Source organism: Streptomyces griseofuscus (assembly GCF_014673495.1).
Classification (GTDB): Bacteria; Actinomycetota; Actinomycetes; order Streptomycetales; family Streptomycetaceae; genus Streptomyces; species Streptomyces murinus.
Genome location: NZ_CP051006.1, coordinates 6,485,517 through 6,507,079 on the forward strand (window position 1 = coordinate 6,485,517; position 21,563 = coordinate 6,507,079).

Here is a 21,563-nt window from a genome sequence, read left to right on the forward strand (position 1 = left end):
GCGGATCGCTCCTCCCGTGGCTCCCGGGAATTCCTCCCCGGTCCGCCGCCCGGGGATGCGGGTGCGGAGGCGCGGACGCGGGAAAACGGCTTGCACGGCCCCGTTAGACTTGTTCCCATGGCCATTCTCCTCGCGCATTAGACGGCGGGAACGTCCTCAGCCGCCCACCCGCCAACCTCTGTACGCCCAGGAGTCTGTCCGTGATCTCCGCCACCGGAATCGAGCTGCGCGCCGGCGCCCGCATCCTCATCGAGAACGCCACCTTCCGGGTGGCCAAGGGTGACCGCATCGGCCTCGTCGGCCGCAATGGCGCAGGCAAGACCACCCTCACCAAGTGCCTGGCCGGCGAGGGCATCCCCGCGGCCGGCACCATCACCCGCTCCGGCGAGGTCGGCTACCTCCCGCAGGACCCCCGCACCGGCGACCTGGACGTCCTCGCCCGCGACCGCATCCTGTCCGCGCGCGGCCTGGACGTGCTGCTGCGCAAGATGCGGGAGAACGAGGAGCGGATCGCCAACGGCAAGGGCTCCACCCGCGACAAGGCGATGAAGCAGTACGAGCGCCAGGAGACCGAGTTCCTCACCAAGGGCGGGTACGCCGCCGAGGCCGAGGCCGCCACCATCGCCGCCGCGCTGAATCTGCCCGACCGGGTGCTCGGCCAGCCGCTGCACACCCTCTCCGGTGGTCAGCGCCGCCGAATCGAGCTGGCCCGGATCCTGTTCTCGGACGCGGACACCCTGCTCCTGGACGAGCCGACCAACCACCTCGACGCCGACTCGATCATCTGGCTGCGGGACTACCTGAAGACCTACCGCGGCGGCTTCATCGTGATCTCCCACGACGTCGACCTGGTCGAGACGGTCGTCAACAAGGTGTTCTACCTGGACGCCAACCGCTCGAACATCGACGTCTACAACATGGGCTGGAAGCTCTACCAGCAGCAGCGCGAGGCCGACGAGAAGCGCCGCAAGCGCGAGCGGGCCAACGCCGAGAAGAAGGCCGCCGCCCTGAACGCGCAGGCCGACAAGATGCGCGCCAAGGCCACCAAGACGGTCGCCGCGCAGAACATGGCCCGCCGCGCCGACAAGCTGCTCTCCGGCCTGGAGGCGGTCCGCCAGTCCGACAAGGTCGCCAAGCTGCGCTTCCCCGAGCCCGCGCCCTGCGGCCGCACCCCGCTGATGGCCGAGGGCCTGTCGAAGTCGTACGGCTCGCTGGAGATCTTCACCGACGTCGACCTCGCGATCGACAAGGGCTCCCGGGTCGTCATCCTCGGCCTCAACGGCGCTGGCAAGACGACCCTGCTGCGGCTGCTCGGAGGTGTCGAGACGCCCGACACCGGCGCGGTCGTCCCCGGTCACGGCCTCAAGCTCGGCTACTACGCGCAGGAGCACGAGACCCTCGACCCCGGGCGCACCGTCCTGGAGAACATGCGCTCGGCCGCCCCGGACATGGATCTGGTCGAGGTCCGCAAGGTGCTCGGCTCGTTCCTGTTCTCCGGCGACGACGTGGACAAGCCCGCGGGCGTCCTGTCCGGCGGCGAGAAGACCCGGCTCGCGCTCGCGACCCTGGTGGTCTCCTCCGCCAATGTGCTGCTGCTGGACGAGCCGACCAACAACCTCGACCCGGCCAGCCGCGAGGAGATCCTCGGCGCGCTGCGCACCTACAAGGGCGCCGTCGTCCTCGTCACCCACGACGAGGGTGCCGTGGAGGCGCTCCAGCCCGAGCGGATCATCCTGCTGCCCGACGGCGTCGAGGACCTGTGGGGCTCCGACTACGCGGACCTCGTCGCCCTGGCGTGATCGAAAGTCTGATCCACTGAGTATGGATCATTCGGCCGAGCCGTGATCCACCATCTGTGTGAGATCTCCTCATACCAGGGTGTGTCGTACACCGATTTCCCGGCCGATCCCTTGTCCAGCAAGGGGTCGGCCGTGGCGCGTCTCTGACCTGGTACTTCGTGAGCCCACCCGTTCGGCCCTGTCGACGGCGACGGCTGGAATTGGGCATTCCGCTTGTGGGGATCCGCTCCTGTCGTCACAACGATGTCTCACCGACCTTGCCGAATGGGTGGCCATCACGCCCCGGAGGGGTGATCATGAGGAGACCAGAGCGCACTTCCCATGAGGAGGCACGGGTGGCCGAGACTCTGAAGAAGGGCAGCCGGGTGACCGGCGCCGCGCGCGACAAGCTCGCGGCAGACCTGAAGAAAAAGTACGACTCCGGTGCGAGCATCCGGGCACTGGCCGAAGAGACCGGCCGCTCGTATGGCTTCGTGCACCGGATGCTCAGCGAGTCGGGCGTCACGCTGCGAGGGCGTGGCGGAGCGACCCGGGGCAAGAAGGCCGCATCGTCCTGACTCCGGGCGGCCCATCGGCTTCGATGGTGGCCACCCGGTCGGCGATCCGACCGGCCGGGTGGTTACTGTGCAGTCACTTAGCTCTGCTTCGCTGACCGCACCCATCGGAGGCGCCCCATGGCCACGCCCGACCAGGACCTCGCTCCTGTACTCGACAAGGACGGCGTACGGCTCACCGTCGACGACGCGATCGCCACGGTGACGCTGACGAATCCGGCCAAGCGCAACGCACAGAGCCCCGCCCTGTGGCGGGCGCTCGCCGAGGCCGGCCGGCTGCTGCCGGGCTCCGTCCGTGTCGTGGTGCTGCGCGGCGAGGGCAAGTCCTTCTCCGCAGGGCTGGACCGACAGATGTTCACCCCTGAGGGGATCCCGGGCGAGCCGACCTTCACCGATATCGCGCGTCGTGACGACGCCGGGCTCGACGCGACCATCGCCGAATTCCAGGAGGCGTTCACCTGGTGGCGACGCAATGACATCGTGTCCGTCGCCGCCGTACAAGGACATGCCATCGGTGCCGGATTCCAGCTGGCGCTCGCCTGCGATCTGCGGATCGTCGCCGACGATGTGCAGTTCGCCATGCGCGAGACCAGCCTCGGCATCGTTCCCGACCTGGCCGGCACGCATCCGCTGGTCGGCCTGGTCGGGTATGCCCGTGCGCTGGAGATCTGCGTGACCGGGCGGTTCGTCGGCGCGCAGGAGTCGGTGGCCTCGGGCCTGGCCAACCTGGCCGTCGCCGGGGACGAACTCGACGGCGCCGTACGCGATCTGACCGCCGCGCTGGTGGCCGCCCCGCGGGACGCCGTGGTCGAGACCAAGGCACTGCTCAGTGGTGCGGCCGGCCGTTCGTACGACGAACAGCGCTCCGCCGAGCGCGCCGCCCAGGCACGCCGGCTGCGCGACCTGGCCGGCATCGGCGAATAGGGCTCAGCCCACCGAAGTGACCAGGACGGCCACCGTCGGCCTGTCCTCCAGCGCGTCCCGTACGACCGCGCGCACCCGCCGGGCCACCTCCACGGTCCGGTGGGTCGCGTCGGCCGCCAGGTCCACCCGCACATGGCGGTGCGCCAGCGCGGCCGTGCCGTCCGTCCGCTCCTCGATCCGGACCGCCCGCCCCGGGCCGGTCAGCCGGACGACCCCCGGCACCGCGAGCGCCGCCTCGGCCGCGCGCAGCTCGGACAGGTCCGTCGGCTCCCGGGCCGCCGGCGGTCGCGGCGGCCGTACCTCCACGAGCCGCCCGTCCGGCTCCAGCAGCTCCGTGATCCGCAGATCCACCTCCGTCACCACCAGGCCGAGGCGCTCGGCCGCCGCAGTCGCGAGCAGCTCCCGCAGCCGCTCCGCGGTGGCCGGCAGCGGCTCGACGGCGGTCGCCGCGAAGTCCGCCGTCACCCGCAGGGCGCCCGGCGGCAGCGCGCTCGGCGGGGCCGGTACGACCGGCTCGGCCACCCGCTGCGGGTCGGCGAGCCCGATCCGCAGTGCGCCCAGCCGCACCCCGGGCAGACCGTCCGCCGCCGCGCCGCGCAGGACCGCGCCCGCCGCGTCCTCCGCGATCCACGCGCCGTCCTCCGGCCCGCCCAACGGCAGCATCCTGCCGAGCCCGACGTGATGCCTTACGACCTGGGTCCACGCGTCCGTCATTCCTCCAGCCTGCCGCATCCCCGGCGCGCGGTCGCGCAACCTTGCTTACGGTGGTTCAAGGAGGACGACCGAAAGGGACGTACGGCGATGACCGACATGACGACGACCCCCGAAGGCGGCGGCGAGCCGCACACGTCGACCCGGAAGGCCGTCCGGCGCGGTGGCGGGGATCCGTCCACCCGGGGGCGGACCACCATCGCCGACGGCGTGGTGGAGAAGATCGCCGGGCTGGCCGCCCGGGACGTGATCGGTGTGCACGCGATGGGCGGCGGCTTCGCCCGCACCCTCGGCGCCGTGCGCGACCGGGTGCCCGGCGGCTCCAAGTCGGTGACCCGCGGAGTGAAGGCCGAGGTCGGGGAGGTGCAGACCGCCCTCGACCTGGAGATCGTGGTGGACTACGGCGTCTCCATCGGCGATGTCGCCGGGGCCGTGCGCGAGAACGTGGTCGCCGCGGTGGAGCGGATGACCGGCCTGGAGGTCGTCGAGGTCAACATCGCGGTCAGCGACGTCAAGCTGCCCGACGAGGAGGAGGACGAGCCGGAGCCCCGGATCCAGTGACCGGGCCCGCGCCGGACCCCGTACACCCGACGAGCTGAGGAGCGCTGCATGAGCACGGCCATGATCGGCATGATCGCCGGAATGGCGCTGGGGTTCGCCGGGTATTTCGGCGGGTTCGGCGCGTTTTTGCTGGTGGCGGCGCTGGGCGCCGTCGGGTTCGTGGTCGGCCGGTTCGCGGAGGGCGACCTGGACCTCGGTGACTTCTTCCGCAGCCGCGACCGGCGGCGGTGACCGCCGTGACCACCGGGACCGGGGCGGTACGACACCCGCCGCCCCGGGTGCCGCCCGGGGAACGGGGCGCCACCCGGATCGCCGACCGCGTCGTGGCGAAGGTCGCCGCACAGGCCGCCCGCGAGGCCCTGGGCCCGCCGCCCGCCGACGCCGAGGCGCCGCACGCCACGGTGGTCGTCCACCGTGACACCGCCCGGATCCGGGTCCATCTCGAACTGGGCTACCCCTGCGACATCGGCGCCCGCTGCGCCGCCGTGCGCCGTAAGGTCACCGAGCGGGTGGGCGCGCTGGTGAACATGACGGTCTCCGAGGTCGCCGTCCGCGTCGAACGGCTGCACCCGCCGACGGCCGGGGGCGGGAGGACCCGATGAGCCAGGTCACCCTCGACAAGAGCACCGACGCCCCCGCGGACGCGGGCGGCAGCGGCCGCTTCTGGGCGCCGCGCCGCGTCCCCGCGGGCATCGTCGCCGTCCTGGTGCTGGCCGGCGCGGGCCTGCTGCTCTACGACATCGTCGCGGTCCGCGCCCACCGGCCCGCGATGCGCTGGCGCCGCGCGCTGGCCCGCCAACTGGCCGAACGGCCCCTGGACAACACCTGGGTGCTGGCCGGCGCGGCCCTCGCGGTGGCCCTCGGCCTGTGGCTGCTCGCCCTCGCGCTCACCCCGGGACACCGCTCCCTGCTGCCGATGCGCCGCCCGCACCCGGACGTCCGCGCGGGGCTCAAGCGGGACGCGGCGGCCCAGGTGCTGCGCGACCGCGCCATGGAACTGTCCGGCGTACGGTCCGTACGGGTACGGATGCGCCGCCGCAAGGCCGCCGTCCACGCCGTCTCGCACTTCCGCGAACTGGACGACGTACGCGCCGACCTGGACACCACCCTCACCGAGGCGATCCACGGCCTCGGCCTGACCCATGCGCCCCGGCTCGCCCTGCGGGTGACCCGGGCCGCGCGAAAGGGGTGACGGCGATGCGCTCCGGGCGGCTCAACCGCGTCCTGCTCGCCCTGGCCGGACTGATCCTGCTGGCCCTCGGCGGCTCGGTGCTCGCCGTCGGCCTCGGCGTCCGGCCGCCCACCTGGTGGATCCACGGCGGCCCGCACGACGTGCTGCTCAGCCATGCCGAGCGCACCCACTACCGGGCCGCCGACTGGTGGTGGCCCGCGCTCATCGCCGCCCTGGCCCTCCTTGTGCTGGGGGCCCTGTGGTGGCTGACCGCGATCCTGCGCCGGCACCGCCTCGCCGAGATCCGGGTGGACACCGGCGACGGCGCCGCCGCCGTCCTGCGGGCCAGGGCACTGGAGAGCGCCCTGGCCGAGGAGGCCGCCACGGGATCCGGAGTGGCCCATGCCCAGGTGCGGTTGCGGGGCCGGCGCAAGAAGCCCAGGGCGCGGGCCCTGCTGCGGCTGGCCCCCGAGGTGGACCCGTCGACCGCGCTGGCCGACTTCACCACCGGGCCCTTGGCCCACGCCCGCGAGTCGGCGGGCCTGGCCGCCCTCCCGGCGGAGGTCCGCCTCGGCGCGGTCAAGCACCGGGCGGAGCGCGTCACCTGACGGGGCGATCGGCGAGGGCCGCGCTGATCGCGGCTCAGAACCCGTGCCGCATCCCGCCGTCCACCGGCACCATGATCCCCGTCAGATAGGACGCCGCCGGGGACAGCAGGAAGGCCGCGACCCTGCCGAACTCCTCCGGGGCGCCGTAGCGGCGCAGCGGGATGCGGGACTCGTTGGCGGCGCGGGTGGCCTCGGGGTCGGCGGACAGGGCGTCCAGCTCACGCACCCGGTCCGTGTCGATACGGGCCGGGAGCAGGCCCAGCACCCGGATGCCGCGCGGACCCAGCTCGTCCGCGAGGGACTTGGCGAAACCGGCGAGCCCGGGGCGCAGCCCGTTGGAGATCGTCAGCGCCGGGATCGGCTCGTGCACCGAACCGGACAGCACGAAGCCGATGACACCGCCCTCGTCCAGCTCGGCCGCCGCCGCACGGGCGAGCCGCACCGCGCCGAGGAAGACGGACTCGAACGCGGCCCGCCACTGTTCGTCGGTGTTGTCGGCGACGAAACCGGGCGGCGGCCCGCCCACGCTCACCAGCACCCCGTGGAAGCCGCCGAAGCGCTCACGGGCGGTCTCGATCAGCCGCTCGGGCGCCTGCTCGTCGGCGTTGTCCATGGCCACGCCCACCGCGTTCGGGCCCAGTTCGGCGGCGGCCGCCGCCGCCCGCTGCTCGTCCCGGCCGGTGATCACCACCTTCGCGCCGTCCGCGACGAGCTGCCGCGCGGCCGCGTTGCCCAGGCCGCGGGTGGCCCCGGTGACGATGTACACCCGGTCCTTCAGTCCAAGATCCATGGCCCCTATCCTGCCTCCTCGCTCCCGAACAGTGCGAGGGCGGAGTTCACCAGGCCGAGATGGCTGAACGCCTGCGGGAAGTTGCCCAGCTGGCGGTCCGCGCCGGGGTCGTACTCCTCGGCCAGCAGCCCCACGTCGTTGGCCACCCGCACCAGCCGTTCGAACAGCTCCCGGGCCTCCTTCGGGCGGCCGGTCAGATGCAGCGCGTCCACCAGCCAGAACGAGCAGGCGAGGAACGCGCCCTCGCCGCCCGGCAGCCCGTCGACCACCGAGTCGTCGTCCTCCTCGGAGACGTAGCGGCGCAGAAAGCCGTCGTGGCCGAGGTCGGCGCGGATGGCGTCGACGGTGCCGATCACCCGGGGATCATCCGGCGGCAGGAAGCCGACGCGCGGGATGAGCAGCAGGGCGGCGTCCAGTTCGCGGGAGCCGTAGGACTGGGTGAAGGTGTTGCGCTCCGGGTCGTAGCCCTTCTCGCAGACCTCCCGGTGGACCTCCTCCCGCAGCCGCCGCCAGCCGGCCAGGTCGCCGCTGCTCTCCTGGTGCTGTTCGAGGGTCCGCACCGCCCGGTCGGCGGCCACCCACACCATCACCTTGGAGTGCACGAAGTGGCGCCGCCCGCCGCGCACCTCCCACAGCCCCTGGTCCGGCTGCCGCCACGCCGACGCCAGGAAGTCCATCAGCGCCCGCTGGATGGACCACATGTGCGGCCGGGTGGGCAGGCCCGCGCTCCGGGCCAGCGACAGCGAGTCCATCACCTCGCCGTACACATCGAGCTGGAGCTGCTCCACGGCGCCGTTGCCGGTGCGCACCGGGGAGGAGCCGGCGAAGCCGGGCAGCCAGGGCAGCTCGGCCTCCGGCAGGCGCCGCTCGCCCGCGACGCCGTACATGATCTGGAGGGCGGCGGGGTTCCCGGCGACCGCGCGCAGCAGCCAGTTGCGCCAGGCCTCGGCCTCCTCCTGGTAGCCCGCGGTGAGCAGCGCGCCGAGGGCGAGGGTGGAGTCGCGCAGCCAGCAGTACCGGTAGTCCCAGTTGCGCACCCCGCCCAGCCGCTCGGGCAGCGAGGTGGTGGGCGCGGCGACGATCCCGCCGGTCGGGGCGTAGGTGAGCGCCTTGAGGGTGATCAGGGAGCGGACGACCGCGTCCCGGTGCGGCCCGTCGTAACGGCAGTGCCGGGCCCAGCGCCGCCAGTCGGCGACGCTGCTCTCCAGGGCCTCGTAGGGGTCGACGAGCCGGGGGCGCCGCTCATGGGAGGGGTGCCAGGTGAGCACGAACGCGACCCGTTCGCCCTCGTCGAGGGTGAACTCGGAGTGGGTGCCGTAGTCCTCGCCCCAGGTGCGCACCGGCGGCTCCGAGCGCAGCCACACCGAGTCGGGGCCCGCGACCGCCACCCGGTGGTCGTCGGAGCGGCGCATCCACGGCATGATCGAGCCGTAGTCGAAGCGCAGTCGCAGGGTGCTGCGGACGGTGACCCGGCCGCTGACGCCCTCCACGATGCGGACGACATCGGGGGCGCGCTCGCGCTGCGGCATCAGATCGGTGACGCGGACCGTGCCGTCGGGGGTGTTCCACTCGGTGTCCAGGACGAGGGTGTCGGGGCGGTAGGCGCGGCGGGTGCAGACGCCCGCGTCGCCCGCGGTCTCGGGGGCGATCCGCCAGTGGCCGTGGTCCGCGTCGCCCAGCAGCCGGGCGAAGCAGGCGCCGGAGTCGAAGCGGGGCAGGCACAGCCAGTCGATCGAGCCGTCCCTGCCGACCAGCGCCGCGGTCTGCTCGTCGCCGATGAGGGCGTAGTCCTCGATCCGGGCACAGTCCCTGCTACGGGCGTTCACGGGATGCGGTTTCCCGGTGGGCCCGGGGGCCAATCAGGTGGTGCGCCGGGGGAGTGACCTGACGTCCCCGCGGTTTCAGACCGCGGCCGGTTCGCTCTCCTGGGGCTGCGGCGCCGCCGCGGCCTCCTCCTGGTCCCGGATCTCCCGGCGGAGCAGGAACCACCAGCCGACCGGGACGGCCGCCGCGAACAGCCACCACTGGATCATGTAGGCGTAGTTCAGCGGGGCGTCCTCGGTGCCGGGGTCGGAGATCTGCTCCGGGGAGCCGCCCTTGGGCGTCGGCGCGGTCTGCTCCATGTAGCCGCCGAGCACCGACGCGCCGAGCCGGTGCGCCTCCTCGGTGCTGTTGATCAGCATGATCTGCCGGTCGGGCAGGCCCTTGAGGTTCTTGATGCCGCTGGCCGCGGTGGTCTCGTCGGCCATCAGGCGTCCGCTGATGGTGGTCCGGCCCGCGGGCGGGGCGGGAATCTTCGGGAAGGTGGTCTGGGACGCGTCCGCGGCGATCCAGCCGCGGTTGACCATCAGCACCTTGCCGTCGGCGAGGTCGAAGGGGGTCAGGACGTGGTAGCCGACATCGCCGTTCTCGTTGGTCCGGCGCCGGACCACTTCCGTCTTCGCGGTGTCGAAGGTGCCGGTCGCGGTGACGGTGCGGTACCTCTCGGTCCGGGTCACGGCGTGTCCGGGGGAGGACAGCCGCTCCACGGGGACCGGCTCGGCGTGCAGCGCGGTGGCGACGAGGTCGTTGCGCGCGGTGCGCTCCTCGTAGCGATGCTTCTGCCAGAAACCCAGCTTGATCATCGTCGGGATCAACGCGATCGCGACGATGGTGAGGATGACCCACTGGAGGGACAACAGGAAGCGGTAGCGATGCACCCCACGACGGTACATCCGGGCCGCGGGGTGCATTCAGGCGGGTACCGGGTCACTCCCGGTGGCGCCGGGCCGGCCGGTCACACCCGGTCGACGACCCCCGTACGGCCCTCCGCGCGGGCGCAGTGCGCGCCGCAGTACCAGTGGCCGTCCACCTCCACGCCCTGCCCGATGACCTGCACCCGGCAGTGCTCGCAGATCGGGGCCATGCGATGGATCGCGCAGGAGAAGCAGTCGAAGACATGGACCGCGCCCTGGGCGTGGACCTCGAAGGTCATTCCGTAGTCATTGCCGCACACTTCGCATCTCGCCATGTGCCACAGGGTGATCCGTCGCACGGGTCGGGGCGAGAGGACGCCGGGTGAGTCGTGCGTCAATCACTCTTTCGTACGATCACCCGTCCGTGAGGTTCGCGTCCACCCGTCCGTGAAGTCCGCGTCCACCCGTTCGTGCGGTCCGCGTCCCGCTTCGACGGCGCCGGACTCATTCGTCCGCGGGCTCGACATCCCGCAGCAGCTGTCCGAACGCGGCCTCGTCCACGACCGGCGTGCCGAACTGCCGGGCCTTGACCACCTTGGAGGTGCCCGAGTCGGGGTCGTTGGTCACCAGCAGGCTGGTCAGCCGGGAGATGCTGGACGCCACATGCAGCCCGCACTCGGTCGCCCGGTCCTCCAGCAGCTCCCGCTCGGTGGAGGTGTCACCGGAGAACGCCACCCGCATGCCCTGTTTGAGAGGTTTGCCGTCTTCATAGCGGCCCGGGTTGGGATAGGGGCATGCGGGCCTTTTGCGCGAGGGGCGCCAACTGCCCGCGCGGTAGCCGCCGTAGCCGGGGGAGGACTGCCGGGGCACCGGCGCGTCCGACCACTCCGTCAGCGAGCGGCACTCCAGCAGCGGCAGCCGTACGCCGCCCGCCGCCGCGGCCCGCAGACTGGGCCGGAACGCCTCCGCGAGCACCCGCGCGTCGTCCAGCGCGTGGTGCGCCCGCTGCTGCACCACGCCGAAGTGCGCGGCGAGCGACTCCAGCTTGTGGTTGGGCAGCGGCAGCCCCAGCTCCTTCGACAGCGCGATGGTGCACAGCCGCTGGCGCACCGGCGCCTGGCGCTCGGCGCGCGCGTACTCCCGTGCGATCATCTGCCAGTCGAAGACCGCGTTGTGCGCGACCAGCACCCGGCCGTCCAGGCGGGCCGCGAACTCCTCGGCGATGTCCGCGAACAGCGGCGCGCCCTCCAGCACCTCGCTCGTCAGACCGTGTATCCACACGGGTCCCGGATCGCGCTCCGGGTTGACGAGGGTGTACCAGTGGTCCTCGACCTCACCGCGCGCGTCCAGCCGGTAGACGGCGGCGGAGATGATCCGGTCGTGCCGGGCCAGGCCGGTGGTCTCCACGTCAACGACCGCGTATCCCTGGGGATACGCGGTCGGCCACTGGGTGGCGGAGGACACTGCGGTCGCACGGTCTTCGAGCATGGTCATTGAGGATACGGGCCGCGACCGACATCGCCGCCCCACAGGTCCCCCCGGGCCGGTCCGCACGGGTACCGGCGGCGGCCCCCGTCCGCGCCGAACGGCCCTTTTCCCCGGGCCTGTTGTCGCTCCGTGGAGCGTCGGAGCGGCACGGGCCCGCCCGGAGTGCGATCCTCGCTGCTGTGACGGAACCCAAGCACGAGGAGAACCACGGCGGCGCGCTCGGCTCGCGGCTGAACTGGCTGCGCGCCGCCGTGCTGGGCGCGAACGACGGCATCGTCTCCACCGCGGGCCTCGTCGTCGGCGTGGCCGGGGCGACCGGGAGCCGCGCCGCGCTGCTCACCGCGGGCCTCGCCGGGCTGCTCGCCGGATCGATGTCCATGGCGGCGGGCGAGTACGTCTCCGTCTCCACCCAGCGCGACTCCGAGCTGGCCGCGCTGGCCGTGGAGAAGCGGGAACTGCGCGAGCAGCCCGAGGCCGAACTGCGTGAGCTGACCGAGATGCTCCAGGCGCGCGGGCTGTCCGAGGAGGTGGCCAGGGAGGCCGCCGAGCAACTCACCGAGCGGGACGCGCTGCGCGCCCACGCCAGTGTGGAGCTGGGCATCGACCCCGACGAGCTGACCAATCCGTGGCACGCGGCCTGGGCGAGTTTCCTGGCCTTCACCGTGGGCGCGCTGCTGCCGCTGCTGGCCATCGTGCTGCCCCCGGCCGGCTGGCGGCTGCCGGTCACCGTGCTCTGCGTGCTCGCCGCGCTCGTCCTCACCGGCTGGACCAGCGCCCGCCTCGGCGCCGCCGCCCCCCGGCGCGCGGTGCTGCGCAATGTGGGTGGCGGGGCGCTGGCGATGGCGGTCACGTACGCGGCGGGCAGCCTGCTGGGGGCGGTCGGCGTGTGATCCGGGGCGCTCGTCCCCAGGTGACCGGGCTCATGCCCAGGCGGCCCGGTCCGAACCCCATGGCGTCGGCGGGTGGGCCCAATCCGCGGGCCCGTCCGCGAAGTTCACCGGGGACAGGGCGTACCGCAGCCGGCCGAGGGGACCGTCGGCCTCGGTGAGCCAGGCGCTCTGGGGGACATGAGCGTCCTCGTCCGCCCGCGGGGTCCCGGCCGCCTCCGGGCCGTCGTCGTACGGCATCCCGTCCGTCAGCCAGTGCGCCGTGCGGGCCAGTGCCAGCCGGACCGAACGGCCCGCGCCGTCCCGCGACCGCTCGGTCAGCGCCCGCAGGACGGCCGCCGCCAGCAGATAGCCGGTGCCGTGGTCCAGGGCCTGCGCGGGCAGCGCGCCGGGTTCCCGCGCCGAACCCTCGGTCACCGCGATACCGGTGGCGGCCTGCACCAGGCTGTCGAAGCCGCGCCGCCCGCCCCAGGGCCCGTACGCGCCCCACGCCGACACCTGCGCCACCACCAGCGCGGGGTGCCGCTCCGCGAGCGCCTCGGGAGAGAGGCCGAAGCGGTCCAGCGCGCCCGGCCGGTAGCCGGTGACCACGACGTCCGCTCCGGCCAGCAGCTCCTCGAAGGTGTCCCGGCGCACGGCGAGGTCCAGGATCGCGGAGCGCTTGCCGAGGCCCGTGTCGGCGTGCTGGTCTGGGAGTTCGGGCAGCCAGGGTGCGTCCAGGCGCAGCACGTCCGCGCCCAGCAGGGCGAGGGTGCGGGTGGCGACCGGACCCGCCAGGACCCGGGTCAGGTCCAGGACGCGCACCCCGGCGGCGGGCAGCAGCGGGGCGGCGGCCGCGTCGAGCGGCGGCAGCGCGCGCACGGGGGCCGTACCGAGCGTCGCGCGTTCGACCAGGGGGCGGGCGGCCACCAGGGCGGCCTGTTCGCTCGCCCGCCACTCGTGCGGGGTGCGCAGGGCCACCGCGAGGCCGCCGGCGGCGTGCACCGTCTCCTCGGTCCCGAGGGCGGTGCGCCCGGCGAGCAGGGCGGCCACGGTCGCGGGCGCGGCGTCCGCGGGCAGGCCCAGCGCGTCGAGCAACCGGGCCCGGTGGTGCGGGTAGTTGGCGTGTGTGCGCACCCAGCCGTCGGCCGTGCGCCAGAACCGCGACAGGGGCGCGAAGGAGAGCGGCGCCCGCCCGTCCACCCGCAGCAGCCGCTCGCTGTGGAACGCCGCCGCCACGGCACCGTCGTCGACCCGGACCCCGGGCACCTCGGCGCGCCCGGTCCGGCGCGCCCCGAGTTCGGCGGCGGCCAGGGTGCACGCGCCGACACAGGCACGCGCGAGCCGTCGTACGGGAAGGCGGGCCGCGAGGGTGCCGGGCCGCTCGGCCGTCGTCACCCGGGAGAGCAGGGCGGGGTCGCCGCCCAGCGCAGTCCATGCGAACGCGATATCCGTCATGACTGCACTATGCATTATTGATTCGATCAACTCATGTATGGACTCGCTGTCGACCGGTAAAGGTGCACCTCTTTACGGACATCGGAGGGCCGCAGCCGCCGGCCCTGGGCGAGCGCACGCTCCGCGACGTACCGGGTGCCCGCGCCCCGGTGGTCGCGCAGCGGTATCCGCCAGTTGGGCGGCACTGTCGGCCGGGGCCGGGAGACCTGCGCGGTGCGGCGGGCGATCGCCCTGTCGACGCGTGGGCCGACGGATCCTCGGAGGGGTGCATGGCTGGATCAAGCCGTACGGGCGGGTGGCCGGATCTCCCCGTGTCACCCGCCCGTACGGGGGCGCTAATAGGTCACTGCGGCGAGGGCGTCCGCCATACCCCGGCCGTAGAAACCGTTGCGGTTCGCCGGACCCTGGCACACGGCGTCGATCTTGCCGTCGCCGTTGATGTCGTACGGGTCCGTGCACGGCGTGGCGTCGGCCTCCGCGTACAGGAGCGCCTTGACCAGCGCGGCGGACGCATGCGGATGGGTTGACTTGATCAATGCCGCAACCCCGGCCACATGCGGGGTCGCCATGGACGTCCCCGCCATGTAGCCCCACTTGCCGCCCGGCAGCGTGCCCAGGATGAGGCCGCTGGTCGCCGGGGGCGCCGGCGTCTGGTAGACCGTCGAGTCACCGCCGGGCGCCGCGATGTCGATGACGCCCCGGCCGTAGTTGGAGTACGACGACTTGAGCCCCTTGGCGCCGGTCGCGGAGACCGTGACGACGCCGGGCAGCTGGGTCGGGATGTCGAAGCACCGGCGCGGATCGATCACCCGGTCCGAGGCGGTGCCGTCGTTGGGCGACTTCGGGTCGGTGATCGAGTCGGCGGCCAGGTCGTAGCTCTCGTTGCCCGCCGCCGCGATGTTGACCGTGCCCCGCCTCTCCGCGTACCGCGAGGCCCGGTCGACGGCGTCCACCAGCGCCCTCTGGTCCGGGTCGGTGGTGCAGTTGAAGTACCAGGGGTCGGTGAAATAGCTGTTGTTGGTCACGTCCACGTGGTGCTCGGCCGCCCAGACGAAGCCGCAGACCACGGACTCGGCGTAGAAGTACCCGTCCGGGTTTGCCACCTTGATGCCGGCCACCTTCACACCCGGCGCCACCCCCGTCATGCCGACGCCGTTCCTCGCGGCCGCGATCTCGCCCGCCACATGGGTGCCGTGCGGGCTCTCCGAGGCGCTGGGCCGCCAGGCGCCGTCGGCCGTGTCCGGCCTGCCCGACACACAGTTGACGGAGGCCGTGCGGTCGAAGTTGGGCGCGATGTCCGGGTGGGTGTCGTCCACGCCGGTGTCGATGACCCCGACCGTGACGTCCCGGCTGCCCAGCGTCTTCGCGTGCGCCTTGTCCGCCTTGATGGCGGGCAGGTCCCACTGCAAGGGCTCCAGCGGGTCCTGGTCCCCGGTCGCCGCCGCCCGGGCCGCGGCCGCCTGCGCGCCGCCCAGCACCTGCGGGGTGCCCATGTCCGCGGTGGACGCGGCGGCCAGCGGGGTGTGCCGGGTGACACCGGCCGAGGCCACCCCGGGCACCGCGCGCATCAGCCGGGCGAAGTCCGGGTTCGCGGAGTGCGCGACGAGAACGCCGATCCGGTCGTAACCCACCACCAGGGTGCCGCCGTTGCGCCCGATCTCCCGGCGCACCGAGGCGAGCGTCCGGTGGTCCGTGCGGGTGTTGACCAGGTACGACAGCTCAGGTCCTGTCCCCGTCGAGGTCGCCCCGGCCGAGGCTCCCGCCGCGGCCGTCGCAGCGGTGGCCGGGCCAGGCGCCGCGGCGGCAGCCCCGGGCAGGAAGCCGAGCGAGGCGGTCAGCGAGAGCACGGCCGGCACGGCGAGCGACGTCCGGCGTCCGGTGCGCAGATGAGCCATGGGTTCTCCACTTCATCCCGATACGAAGCCTGCCCGAGACACGGATCGGTGCTCGGGCAGGTGCATGGCGAGTGGTGCAGGCGGAACGTATCCCGTCATCTCTGTGACCGGCAATGACATGGCAATGACTCAATCAGATCGCTTGCGAAAGAACTCATAGGACTTGAATCGGTCTTCGCGTGGCGCCGTGGACCTGGGCGGGGAGCGCTAGCACCATCGAGCCCCGGCCGCCCTGCCCGACCGCACCCGCGAGGAGAACCCGTGGCCACCGAGACACCGCCCCCTGTCACACCGGGGACCACCCTTCCCACCGCCGAGGAGTTCACACAGGTGCAGCAAAGCGCGGACTTCGCCGAACTGCGCCGCGCCCACCGCTCGTTCGCCTTCCCGCTGACCATCGCCTTCATCGCCTGGTACCTGCTGTACGTGCTGCTCTCCAGCTACGCCGACGGGTTCATGGGCACCAGGGTCGTGGGCAACCTCAATGTCGCCCTGGTCCTCGGACTCGCCCAGTTCCTCACCACCTTCCTGATCGCCTGGTGGTACGCCCGGCACGCCGCGGCCGAGCTCGACCCGAAGGCAGCGGCCATCAAGTCCCGTATGGAGAGCGCCGAATGAGCCCCGCGACCCACCCCGCCCTGCTGGCCGCCGGCGAGGCGAGCGAGCACCGGACGCTGATCGTCACCCTGTTCGCCGTCTTCGTCGCCGCCACCCTCGTGATCACCGTATGGGCCGGCCGGCAGACCAAGGACGCCGCCGACTTCTACGCGGGCGGACGGCAGTTCACCGGCTTCCAGAACGGCCTCGCCGTCTCAGGCGACTACATGTCCGCCGCGTCCTTCCTCGGCATCGCCGGCGCCATCGCCCTCTTCGGCTACGACGGCTTCCTCTACTCCATCGGCTTCCTGGTCGCCTGGCTCGTCGCGCTGCTCCTGGTCGCCGAGCCGCTGCGCAACTCCGGCCGTTACACGATGGGCGACGTACTCGCCTACCGGATGCGCCAGCGCCCCGTGCGCACGGCCGCCGGGGCCTCCACCATCGTGGTGTCGATCTTCTATCTGCTCGCCCAGATGGCCGGCGCCGGCGTCCTGGTCTCCCTGCTGCTCGGCATCACCAGCGACCTGGGCAAGATCGGCATCGTCGCCCTGGTCGGCGTCCTGATGATCGTCTACGTGACCATCGGCGGCATGAAGGGCACCACCTGGGTCCAGATGGTCAAGGCGGTGCTGCTCATGGCCGGCGCCGTCCTGCTGACCTGCCTGGTCCTCATGAAGTTCCACTTCGACGTCTCGGACCTGCTCGGCCGGGCCGCCGAGAACAGCGGCAAGGGCGCGTCGTTCCTCCAGCCCGGCCTGAAGTACGGCGCCACCGGCACCACCAAGCTGGACTTCCTCTCCCTCGGCCTCGCCCTGGTCCTCGGCACCGCGGGCCTGCCGCACATCCTGATCCGCTTCTACACGGTGCCCACCGCGAAGGCCGCCCGTAAGTCGGTGCTCTGGGCGATCGGCCTGATCGGCGTCTTCTACCTGATGACCCTCGCCCTCGGCTTCGGCGCCGCCGCGCTGATCGAACCGGCCGAGATCATCGCCTCCAACAAGGCGGGCAACACCGCGGCCCCGCTCCTCGCCCTGCACCTCGGCGGGACCGGCTCCACCTGGGGCGCCGTCCTGCTCGCCACCATCTCCGCCGTCGCCTTCGCCACCATCCTCGCCGTCGTCGCCGGCCTCACCCTCGCCTCGTCCTCCTCCTTCGCGCACGACATCTACGCGAACGTCATCAGGAGGGGGCGGGCCACCGAGAAGCAGGAACTGGGCGCGGCCCGCTGGGCGACCGTCGGCATCGGCGCGGTCTCCATCGTCCTCGGCGCCCTGGCCCGCGACCTCAATGTGGCGGGCCTGGTGGCGCTCGCCTTCGCCGTCGCCGCCTCCGCGAACCTGCCGACGATCCTCTACAGCCTCTTCTGGAAGCGCTTCACCACCGCCGGCGCCCTGTGGTCGATCTACGGCGGCCTGGTCACCGCGGTCGGCCTCGTGCTGTTCTCCCCGGTGGTCTCCGGCGGCCCGGCCTCGATGTTCCCCGGCGTCGACTTCCACTGGTTCCCGCTGGAGAACCCCGGGATCGTCTCCATCCCCGTGGGATTCCTGCTCGGCGCCGTGGGCACTCTGCTGTCCAAGGAGGCGCCGGACGCCGACAAGTACGCGGAACTGGAGGTGCGCTCCCTGACCGGGACGGGCGCGCACTGACGCTCGTACGACCGTCGTACCGCGGACCGCGTCGCCGGGGCCGGGCGCCCCTCAGGGCTGTACGGTCCTACGACGCGGCCGCCGGAGACCTCGTTCGATCGGGCCGGTGCTCCTGTCAGCGGTGTCACGTAGGCTCGCAGGTGACACGGAGAAAACACCGATGATCGAGGGAGGGGGCCCACGTGCTCATCGACACGTACGGCCGCGTGGCCACCGACCTGAGGGTCTCGCTGACCGACCGGTGCAATCTGCGCTGCACGTACTGCATGCCCGAGGAGGGCTTGCAGTGGCTGGCGAAGCCCGAACTGCTCACGGACGACGAGATCGTCCGCCTCATCGACATCGCGGTGCGCCTGCTCGGCGTCGAGGAGGTCCGCTTCACGGGCGGCGAGCCGCTGCTGCGCCCCGGCCTGGTCGGCATCGTCGAGCGCGTCGCCGCCCTCGGCCCGCGCCCGCGGATGTCCCTCACCACCAACGGCATCGGCCTCGGCCGCACCGCCGCCGCCCTGAAGGCGGCGGGCCTGGACCGGGTCAATGTCTCCCTGGACACCCTGCGCCCCGATGTCTTCAAGACCCTCACCCGCCGCGACCGCCACAAGGACGTCCTCGAAGGACTCCTCGCCGCCCGCGCGGCCGGTCTCACCCCCGTCAAGGTCAACAGCGTGCTGATGCCGGGGCTCAATGAGGACGAGGCTCCCGACCTGCTGGCCTGGGCCGTCGAACACGACTATGAGCTGCGGTTCATCGAGCAGATGCCGCTGGACCCGCAGCACGGCTGGAAGCGCGAGGGCATGGTCACCGCCGGTGACATCCTGGCCTCCCTGCGCACCCGCTTCGACCTCACCCCCGAGGACGCGGGCGAGCGCGGCTCGGCACCGGCGGAGCGCTGGCTGGTGGACGGCGGCCCGTACCGGGTCGGGGTGATCGCCTCGGTCACCCGCCCGTTCTGCGCGGCCTGCGACCGCACCCGGCTGACCGCCGACGGCCAGATACGCACCTGTCTGTTCGCCACCGAGGAGACCGACCTGCGCGGCGCCCTGCGCTCGGGCGCGCCCGACGAGGAGATCGCCCGGCTGTGGCGGGTGGCGATGTGGGGCAAGAAGGCGGGCGCGGGCCTGGACGACCCGTCCTTCGTCCAGCCGGACCGCCCGATGTCGGCGATCGGCGGCTGAGCGGGGGCCTCAACTCCCGTTCTGCTCCCACTCGTCGAACCGGACGACGTCCTTCAGGAACCCCCGCGCGCCCAGGAACTTCGACAGATGCTCGCGGTGCTCCTCGCAGGCGAGCCAGGTCTTGCGCCGCTCCGGTGTGTGGATCTTCGGGTTGTTCCAGGCCAGCACCCACACGGCGGCGGTGCGGCAGCCCTTGGCGGAGCAGATGGGGGTCTCGTCACTCACAGATTCGTCTCACCAGATCGGGTGCAGAACGAGGCGACGCCGAGCAGCCACGGGGGGAGCTGCCCGGCGTCGGTCCGTCGCTCCGACGGGGGATGCGGAGCGCTTACGCAGTATGTCACGGCCGACCCGTCGCCCGGCACCGGAACTGCGTGATTGATTCTGAGCTTTTCTTGAGCATGGAATGCGACCGGCGTCCGCTTTCTTCGCGTCAGCCCTGATCACGCGGGGGCTGCTCGTCCTCGCCGCGCGGCGCCCCGATCACCGGGCGCATCGGCGCGGTGACGAACGTCGAGGGCAGCGAGGGCGGCCGCTCACGGCCCGCGTTCGCGATCACCACGGCGACATAGGGCAGGATCGCGCCTGCCACCAACGCCACGACGGCGAAGGGCCGTTCGACATTCCACAGCGTGGCCGCGAGGATCACCGCCACCGTGCGGATCACCATCGAGATGACGTACCGCCGCTGCCGTCCGCGCACGTCCTCGGCGAGACCGGTACGGGCGCCGGTGATCCGGAACACCTGGCCGCCGTCGCCGTGCTGTTTCCGTGTCGCCTTCACGCGTCTTACGGTACGCCGCGCCCGCCCCGCCGACGAGACCGGGTCGCCCGCTGCCTGCGGCAACGCCTCGGCCGTACGGCCGAACCGGACATGCGCCCCAGGGTGTCCCGGCCGACACTGACCGTAAAGCTCACGTCGACCCGGACGAGGAGGCAGCCATGGGCTGGTTGTGGGCGATCATCGTGGGATTCGTACTGGGTGTGATCGCCAAGGCGGTCATCCCCGGCAAGCAGCACAGCCCCCTCTGGCTGACCACCCTCTGCGGCATCCTGGGCGCCATCGCGGGCAACGCGATCGCCGCCGCGCTGAACGTCCGCGAGACCCGGGGCATCGACTGGAGCCGCCATATCTTCCAGCTGGTGGCCGCGATCATCATCGTGGCCGTAGTCGACTCGCTCTACATGGCGACGCTGGGCAAGAGGAAGCAACGTCAGAGGATCTGACAATCCGGACGCGCCGAGCGGGGACGCGCCAAAAAGGGGGCGCGGGGGACCGCGCGAGCCGAAACGCGACCCGCACACCGCGGTCCACCGCGCCCCTCGGCACTACCCGGCGACAACCTCCACCGCCGCCAGATTCCGCTTGCCGCGCCGCAGCACCAGCCACCGCCCGTCCAGCAGCTCCTCCGGCGAGGCCACCGCGTCCTCGGCGGTCACCTTGACGTTGTTCACGTAGGCGCCGCCCTCCTTCACGGTCCTGCGCGCCGCGGACTTGCTCGCGACCAGGCCCACCTCGGCGAACAGATCCACCACGGACCCCAGCTCGGTGACCTGGATGTGCGGCACCTCGGACAGCGCGGACGCCAGCGTCCTGCCGTCCAGCTCCGCCAGCTCGCCCTGCCCGAACAGCGCCTTCGACGCGGCGATCACCGCGGCCGTCTGCTCCGCCCCGTGCACCAGCGTGGTCAGCTCCTCGGCCAGCGCCCGCTGCGCCGCCCGCGCCTGCGGCCGCTCCTCGGTCAGCCGCTCCAGCTCCTCGATCTCCTCATGGGACCTGAAGCTGAAGATGCGCAGGAACTTGGCGACATCACGGTCGTCCGCGTTGATCCAGAACTGGTAGAACGCGTACGGCGTGGTCATCTCGGGGTCGAGCCAGACCGTGCCGGACTCGGTCTTGCCGAACTTCGTGCCGTCCGCCTTGGTGATCAGCGGCGTGCCCAGCGCGTGCACCACGGCGTCCGGCTCGACCCGGTGGATCAGGTCGGTGCCGGAGGTGAGGTTGCCCCACTGGTCGCTGCCGCCGGTCTGGAGCGTGCAGCCGTACCGCCGGTACAGCTCCAGGAAGTCCATGCCCTGGAGGATCTGGTAGCTGAACTCGGTGTAGCTGATGCCCGCGTCGGAGTTCAGCCGCCGGGAGACGGCCTCCTTGGCGATCATCTTGTTGACCCGGAAGTGCTTGCCGATGTCGCGCAGGAACTCGATGGCCGACAGGCCCTGGGTCCAGTCCAGGTTGTTGACCATCACCGCGGCGTTCGGACCGTCGAAGTCCAGCAGCGGCGCGATCTGGCCGCGCAGCCGCTCCACCCACTCGGCGACGATCTCCGGCGCGTTCAGCGTGCGCTCGGCGGTCGGCTTCGGGTCGCCGATCAGACCGGTCGCGCCCCCGACCAGGCCCAGCGGGCGGTGGCCCGCCTGCTGGATGCGGCGCATCGTCAGGATCTGCACGAGATTGCCGAGGTGCAGACTGGGCGCGGTCGGGTCGAAGCCGCAATAGAACGTGACGGGACCGTCCGCGAACGCCTTGCGCAATGCGTCCTCGTCCGTGGAGAGGGCGATGAGCCCGCGCCACTTCAGTTCGTCGACGATGTCCGTCACGGTTCTCGTGTCTCCTCGATGATCCTCGGCGGTCGGGTGACAGCCGACTA

The 21,563-nt window shown here is 72.3% G+C and carries 24 protein-coding genes; 13 read left to right on the forward strand and 11 right to left on the reverse strand.

Annotated elements, in window-relative coordinates; genetic code table 11:
• Positions 1–200 precede the first annotated feature (200 nt).
• The 3 genes from HEP81_RS29500 to HEP81_RS29510 all read left to right on the forward strand — a co-directional run bounded on the left by HEP81_RS29500 (position 201) and on the right by HEP81_RS29510 (position 3,277).
• Positions 201–1,799, forward strand: coding sequence for an ABC-F family ATP-binding cassette domain-containing protein (locus HEP81_RS29500; RefSeq protein WP_037656649.1), 1,599 nt, complete (start codon positions 201–203; stop codon positions 1,797–1,799).
• 335 nt (positions 1,800–2,134) lie between these two features.
• On the forward strand, positions 2,135–2,356 hold the full coding sequence (locus tag HEP81_RS29505) for a helix-turn-helix domain-containing protein (RefSeq protein WP_004002281.1): 222 nt from the start codon (positions 2,135–2,137) through the stop codon (positions 2,354–2,356).
• A 117-nt stretch (positions 2,357–2,473) separates the two neighbouring features.
• Complete coding sequence (locus HEP81_RS29510; RefSeq protein WP_037656647.1) at positions 2,474–3,277, forward strand: enoyl-CoA hydratase/isomerase family protein; 804 nt, start codon at positions 2,474–2,476, stop codon at positions 3,275–3,277.
• A 3-nt stretch (positions 3,278–3,280) separates the two neighbouring features.
• On the opposite strand, the gene HEP81_RS29515 is transcribed toward HEP81_RS29510, so the two are convergent.
• Positions 3,281–3,991 carry a hypothetical protein gene (locus HEP81_RS29515; protein WP_037656646.1) on the reverse strand — a complete coding sequence of 237 codons (711 nt, stop codon included), beginning with the start codon at positions 3,989–3,991 and terminating at the stop codon, positions 3,281–3,283.
• 87 nt (positions 3,992–4,078) lie between these two features.
• Between HEP81_RS29515 and HEP81_RS29520 the strand changes: the two genes are divergently transcribed.
• From HEP81_RS29520 to amaP, 5 genes are read left to right on the forward strand one after another with little or no spacing between them, the layout of a single operon-like run.
• A complete protein-coding gene (locus HEP81_RS29520; RefSeq protein ID WP_037656645.1) occupies positions 4,079–4,549 on the forward strand; it encodes an Asp23/Gls24 family envelope stress response protein in 471 nt (156 codons plus the stop codon).
• A 48-nt stretch (positions 4,550–4,597) separates the two neighbouring features.
• Positions 4,598–4,780 carry a hypothetical protein gene (locus tag HEP81_RS29525; protein ID WP_037656643.1) on the forward strand — a complete coding sequence of 61 codons (183 nt, stop codon included), beginning with the start codon at positions 4,598–4,600 and terminating at the stop codon, positions 4,778–4,780.
• On the forward strand, positions 4,777–5,151 hold the full coding sequence (locus HEP81_RS29530; protein ID WP_037656642.1) for an Asp23/Gls24 family envelope stress response protein: 375 nt from the start codon (positions 4,777–4,779) through the stop codon (positions 5,149–5,151). Before HEP81_RS29525 ends, HEP81_RS29530 begins: the two co-directional genes overlap by 4 nt.
• Positions 5,148–5,741 (forward strand): DUF6286 domain-containing protein, encoded by a 594-nt coding sequence (locus HEP81_RS29535; RefSeq protein ID WP_078967404.1) that lies wholly within the window; start codon positions 5,148–5,150, stop codon positions 5,739–5,741. The genes HEP81_RS29530 and HEP81_RS29535 overlap by 4 nt, the downstream gene beginning before the upstream one ends.
• A 5-nt stretch (positions 5,742–5,746) precedes the next feature.
• Positions 5,747–6,328, forward strand: a complete 582-nt coding sequence (gene amaP / locus HEP81_RS29540) for an alkaline shock response membrane anchor protein AmaP (RefSeq protein WP_037656640.1) — start codon at positions 5,747–5,749, stop codon at positions 6,326–6,328.
• 34 nt (positions 6,329–6,362) lie between these two features.
• On the opposite strand, the gene HEP81_RS29545 is transcribed toward amaP, so the two are convergent.
• The 5 genes from HEP81_RS29545 to HEP81_RS29565 all read right to left on the reverse strand — a co-directional run bounded on the left by HEP81_RS29545 (position 6,363) and on the right by HEP81_RS29565 (position 11,281).
• Positions 6,363–7,118: an SDR family oxidoreductase gene (locus tag HEP81_RS29545; RefSeq protein WP_037656639.1), complete on the reverse strand. Its 756-nt coding sequence runs from the start codon at positions 7,116–7,118 to the stop codon at positions 6,363–6,365.
• A 5-nt stretch (positions 7,119–7,123) separates the two neighbouring features.
• Positions 7,124–8,944, reverse strand: coding sequence for a glycoside hydrolase family 15 protein (locus tag HEP81_RS29550; RefSeq protein WP_037656638.1), 1,821 nt, complete (start codon positions 8,942–8,944; stop codon positions 7,124–7,126).
• Between the two features lie 75 nt (positions 8,945–9,019).
• The gene (locus HEP81_RS29555) at positions 9,020–9,817 is read right to left on the reverse strand and encodes an SURF1 family cytochrome oxidase biogenesis protein (RefSeq protein WP_078967403.1); all 798 of its coding nucleotides are present in this window, start codon (positions 9,815–9,817) and stop codon (positions 9,020–9,022) included.
• A 77-nt stretch (positions 9,818–9,894) separates the two neighbouring features.
• A complete protein-coding gene (locus HEP81_RS29560; protein WP_078967409.1) occupies positions 9,895–10,128 on the reverse strand; it encodes a hypothetical protein in 234 nt (77 codons plus the stop codon).
• A gap of 169 nt (positions 10,129–10,297) precedes the next feature.
• Complete coding sequence (locus HEP81_RS29565; RefSeq protein WP_037656738.1) at positions 10,298–11,281, reverse strand: DEDDh family exonuclease; 984 nt, start codon at positions 11,279–11,281, stop codon at positions 10,298–10,300.
• A gap of 179 nt (positions 11,282–11,460) precedes the next feature.
• Between HEP81_RS29565 and HEP81_RS29570 the strand changes: the two genes are divergently transcribed.
• Positions 11,461–12,171 (forward strand): VIT1/CCC1 transporter family protein, encoded by a 711-nt coding sequence (locus tag HEP81_RS29570; protein ID WP_037656635.1) that lies wholly within the window; start codon positions 11,461–11,463, stop codon positions 12,169–12,171.
• Between the two features lie 30 nt (positions 12,172–12,201).
• Here the strand turns inward: HEP81_RS29570 and HEP81_RS29575 are convergent, their stop codons facing one another.
• Together HEP81_RS29575 and HEP81_RS29580 are read right to left on the reverse strand one after the other, a co-directional pair.
• Complete coding sequence (locus tag HEP81_RS29575) at positions 12,202–13,605, reverse strand: CoA transferase (RefSeq protein ID WP_037656634.1); 1,404 nt, start codon at positions 13,603–13,605, stop codon at positions 12,202–12,204.
• A 335-nt stretch (positions 13,606–13,940) separates the two neighbouring features.
• Positions 13,941–15,500 carry a S8 family peptidase gene (locus HEP81_RS29580; RefSeq protein WP_037656633.1) on the reverse strand — a complete coding sequence of 520 codons (1,560 nt, stop codon included), beginning with the start codon at positions 15,498–15,500 and terminating at the stop codon, positions 13,941–13,943.
• Positions 15,501–15,761: 261 nt separating this feature from the next.
• On the opposite strand from HEP81_RS29580, the gene HEP81_RS29585 reads away from it, so the two are divergent.
• From HEP81_RS29585 to moaA, 3 genes are all read left to right on the forward strand, one after another.
• On the forward strand, positions 15,762–16,118 hold the full coding sequence (locus tag HEP81_RS29585; RefSeq protein WP_037656632.1) for a DUF485 domain-containing protein: 357 nt from the start codon (positions 15,762–15,764) through the stop codon (positions 16,116–16,118).
• Positions 16,115–17,743, forward strand: a complete 1,629-nt coding sequence (locus HEP81_RS29590) for a solute symporter family protein (protein ID WP_037656630.1) — start codon at positions 16,115–16,117, stop codon at positions 17,741–17,743. The genes HEP81_RS29585 and HEP81_RS29590 overlap by 4 nt, the downstream gene beginning before the upstream one ends.
• Before the next feature lie 182 nt (positions 17,744–17,925).
• Positions 17,926–18,915 carry a GTP 3',8-cyclase MoaA gene (moaA, locus tag HEP81_RS29595; RefSeq protein ID WP_037656629.1) on the forward strand — a complete coding sequence of 330 codons (990 nt, stop codon included), beginning with the start codon at positions 17,926–17,928 and terminating at the stop codon, positions 18,913–18,915.
• 9 nt (positions 18,916–18,924) lie between these two features.
• Here the strand turns inward: moaA and HEP81_RS29600 are convergent, their stop codons facing one another.
• Positions 18,925–19,140, reverse strand: coding sequence for a hypothetical protein (locus HEP81_RS29600; protein ID WP_037656628.1), 216 nt, complete (start codon positions 19,138–19,140; stop codon positions 18,925–18,927).
• 208 nt (positions 19,141–19,348) lie between these two features.
• Positions 19,349–19,699 (reverse strand): DUF3099 domain-containing protein, encoded by a 351-nt coding sequence (locus HEP81_RS29605; protein WP_051850211.1) that lies wholly within the window; start codon positions 19,697–19,699, stop codon positions 19,349–19,351.
• Between the two features lie 158 nt (positions 19,700–19,857).
• Here HEP81_RS29605 and HEP81_RS29610 point away from each other — a divergent pair, with 158 nt between their 5' ends.
• Positions 19,858–20,142 carry a GlsB/YeaQ/YmgE family stress response membrane protein gene (locus HEP81_RS29610; protein WP_037656627.1) on the forward strand — a complete coding sequence of 95 codons (285 nt, stop codon included), beginning with the start codon at positions 19,858–19,860 and terminating at the stop codon, positions 20,140–20,142.
• Positions 20,143–20,244: 102 nt separating this feature from the next.
• Here HEP81_RS29610 and tyrS read toward each other — a convergent pair whose 3' ends face one another.
• Positions 20,245–21,513 (reverse strand): tyrosine--tRNA ligase, encoded by a 1,269-nt coding sequence (tyrS, locus tag HEP81_RS29615; protein ID WP_037656625.1) that lies wholly within the window; start codon positions 21,511–21,513, stop codon positions 20,245–20,247.
• Positions 21,514–21,563 lie beyond the last annotated feature (50 nt).

Bases quoted from the DNA above. Each gene is read 5' to 3' on its own strand.
- HEP81_RS29510 (WP_037656647.1), top strand. From the start codon at position 2,474: ATGGCCACGCCCGACCAGGACCTCGCTCCTGTACTCGACAAGGACGGC.
- HEP81_RS29515 (WP_037656646.1), bottom strand. From the start codon at position 3,991: ATGACGGACGCGTGGACCCAGGTCGTAAGGCATCACGTCGGGCTCGGC.
- HEP81_RS29520 (WP_037656645.1), top strand. From the start codon at position 4,079: ATGACCGACATGACGACGACCCCCGAAGGCGGCGGCGAGCCGCACACG.
- HEP81_RS29525 (WP_037656643.1), top strand. From the start codon at position 4,598: ATGAGCACGGCCATGATCGGCATGATCGCCGGAATGGCGCTGGGGTTC.
- HEP81_RS29535 (WP_078967404.1), top strand. From the start codon at position 5,148: ATGAGCCAGGTCACCCTCGACAAGAGCACCGACGCCCCCGCGGACGCG.
- amaP (WP_037656640.1), top strand. From the start codon at position 5,747: ATGCGCTCCGGGCGGCTCAACCGCGTCCTGCTCGCCCTGGCCGGACTG.
- HEP81_RS29545 (WP_037656639.1), bottom strand. From the start codon at position 7,118: ATGGATCTTGGACTGAAGGACCGGGTGTACATCGTCACCGGGGCCACC.
- HEP81_RS29560 (WP_078967409.1), bottom strand. From the start codon at position 10,128: ATGGCGAGATGCGAAGTGTGCGGCAATGACTACGGAATGACCTTCGAG.
- HEP81_RS29565 (WP_037656738.1), bottom strand. From the start codon at position 11,281: ATGCTCGAAGACCGTGCGACCGCAGTGTCCTCCGCCACCCAGTGGCCG.
- HEP81_RS29575 (WP_037656634.1), bottom strand. From the start codon at position 13,605: ATGACGGATATCGCGTTCGCATGGACTGCGCTGGGCGGCGACCCCGCC.
- HEP81_RS29580 (WP_037656633.1), bottom strand. From the start codon at position 15,500: ATGGCTCATCTGCGCACCGGACGCCGGACGTCGCTCGCCGTGCCGGCC.
- HEP81_RS29590 (WP_037656630.1), top strand. From the start codon at position 16,115: ATGAGCCCCGCGACCCACCCCGCCCTGCTGGCCGCCGGCGAGGCGAGC.
- HEP81_RS29610 (WP_037656627.1), top strand. From the start codon at position 19,858: ATGGGCTGGTTGTGGGCGATCATCGTGGGATTCGTACTGGGTGTGATC.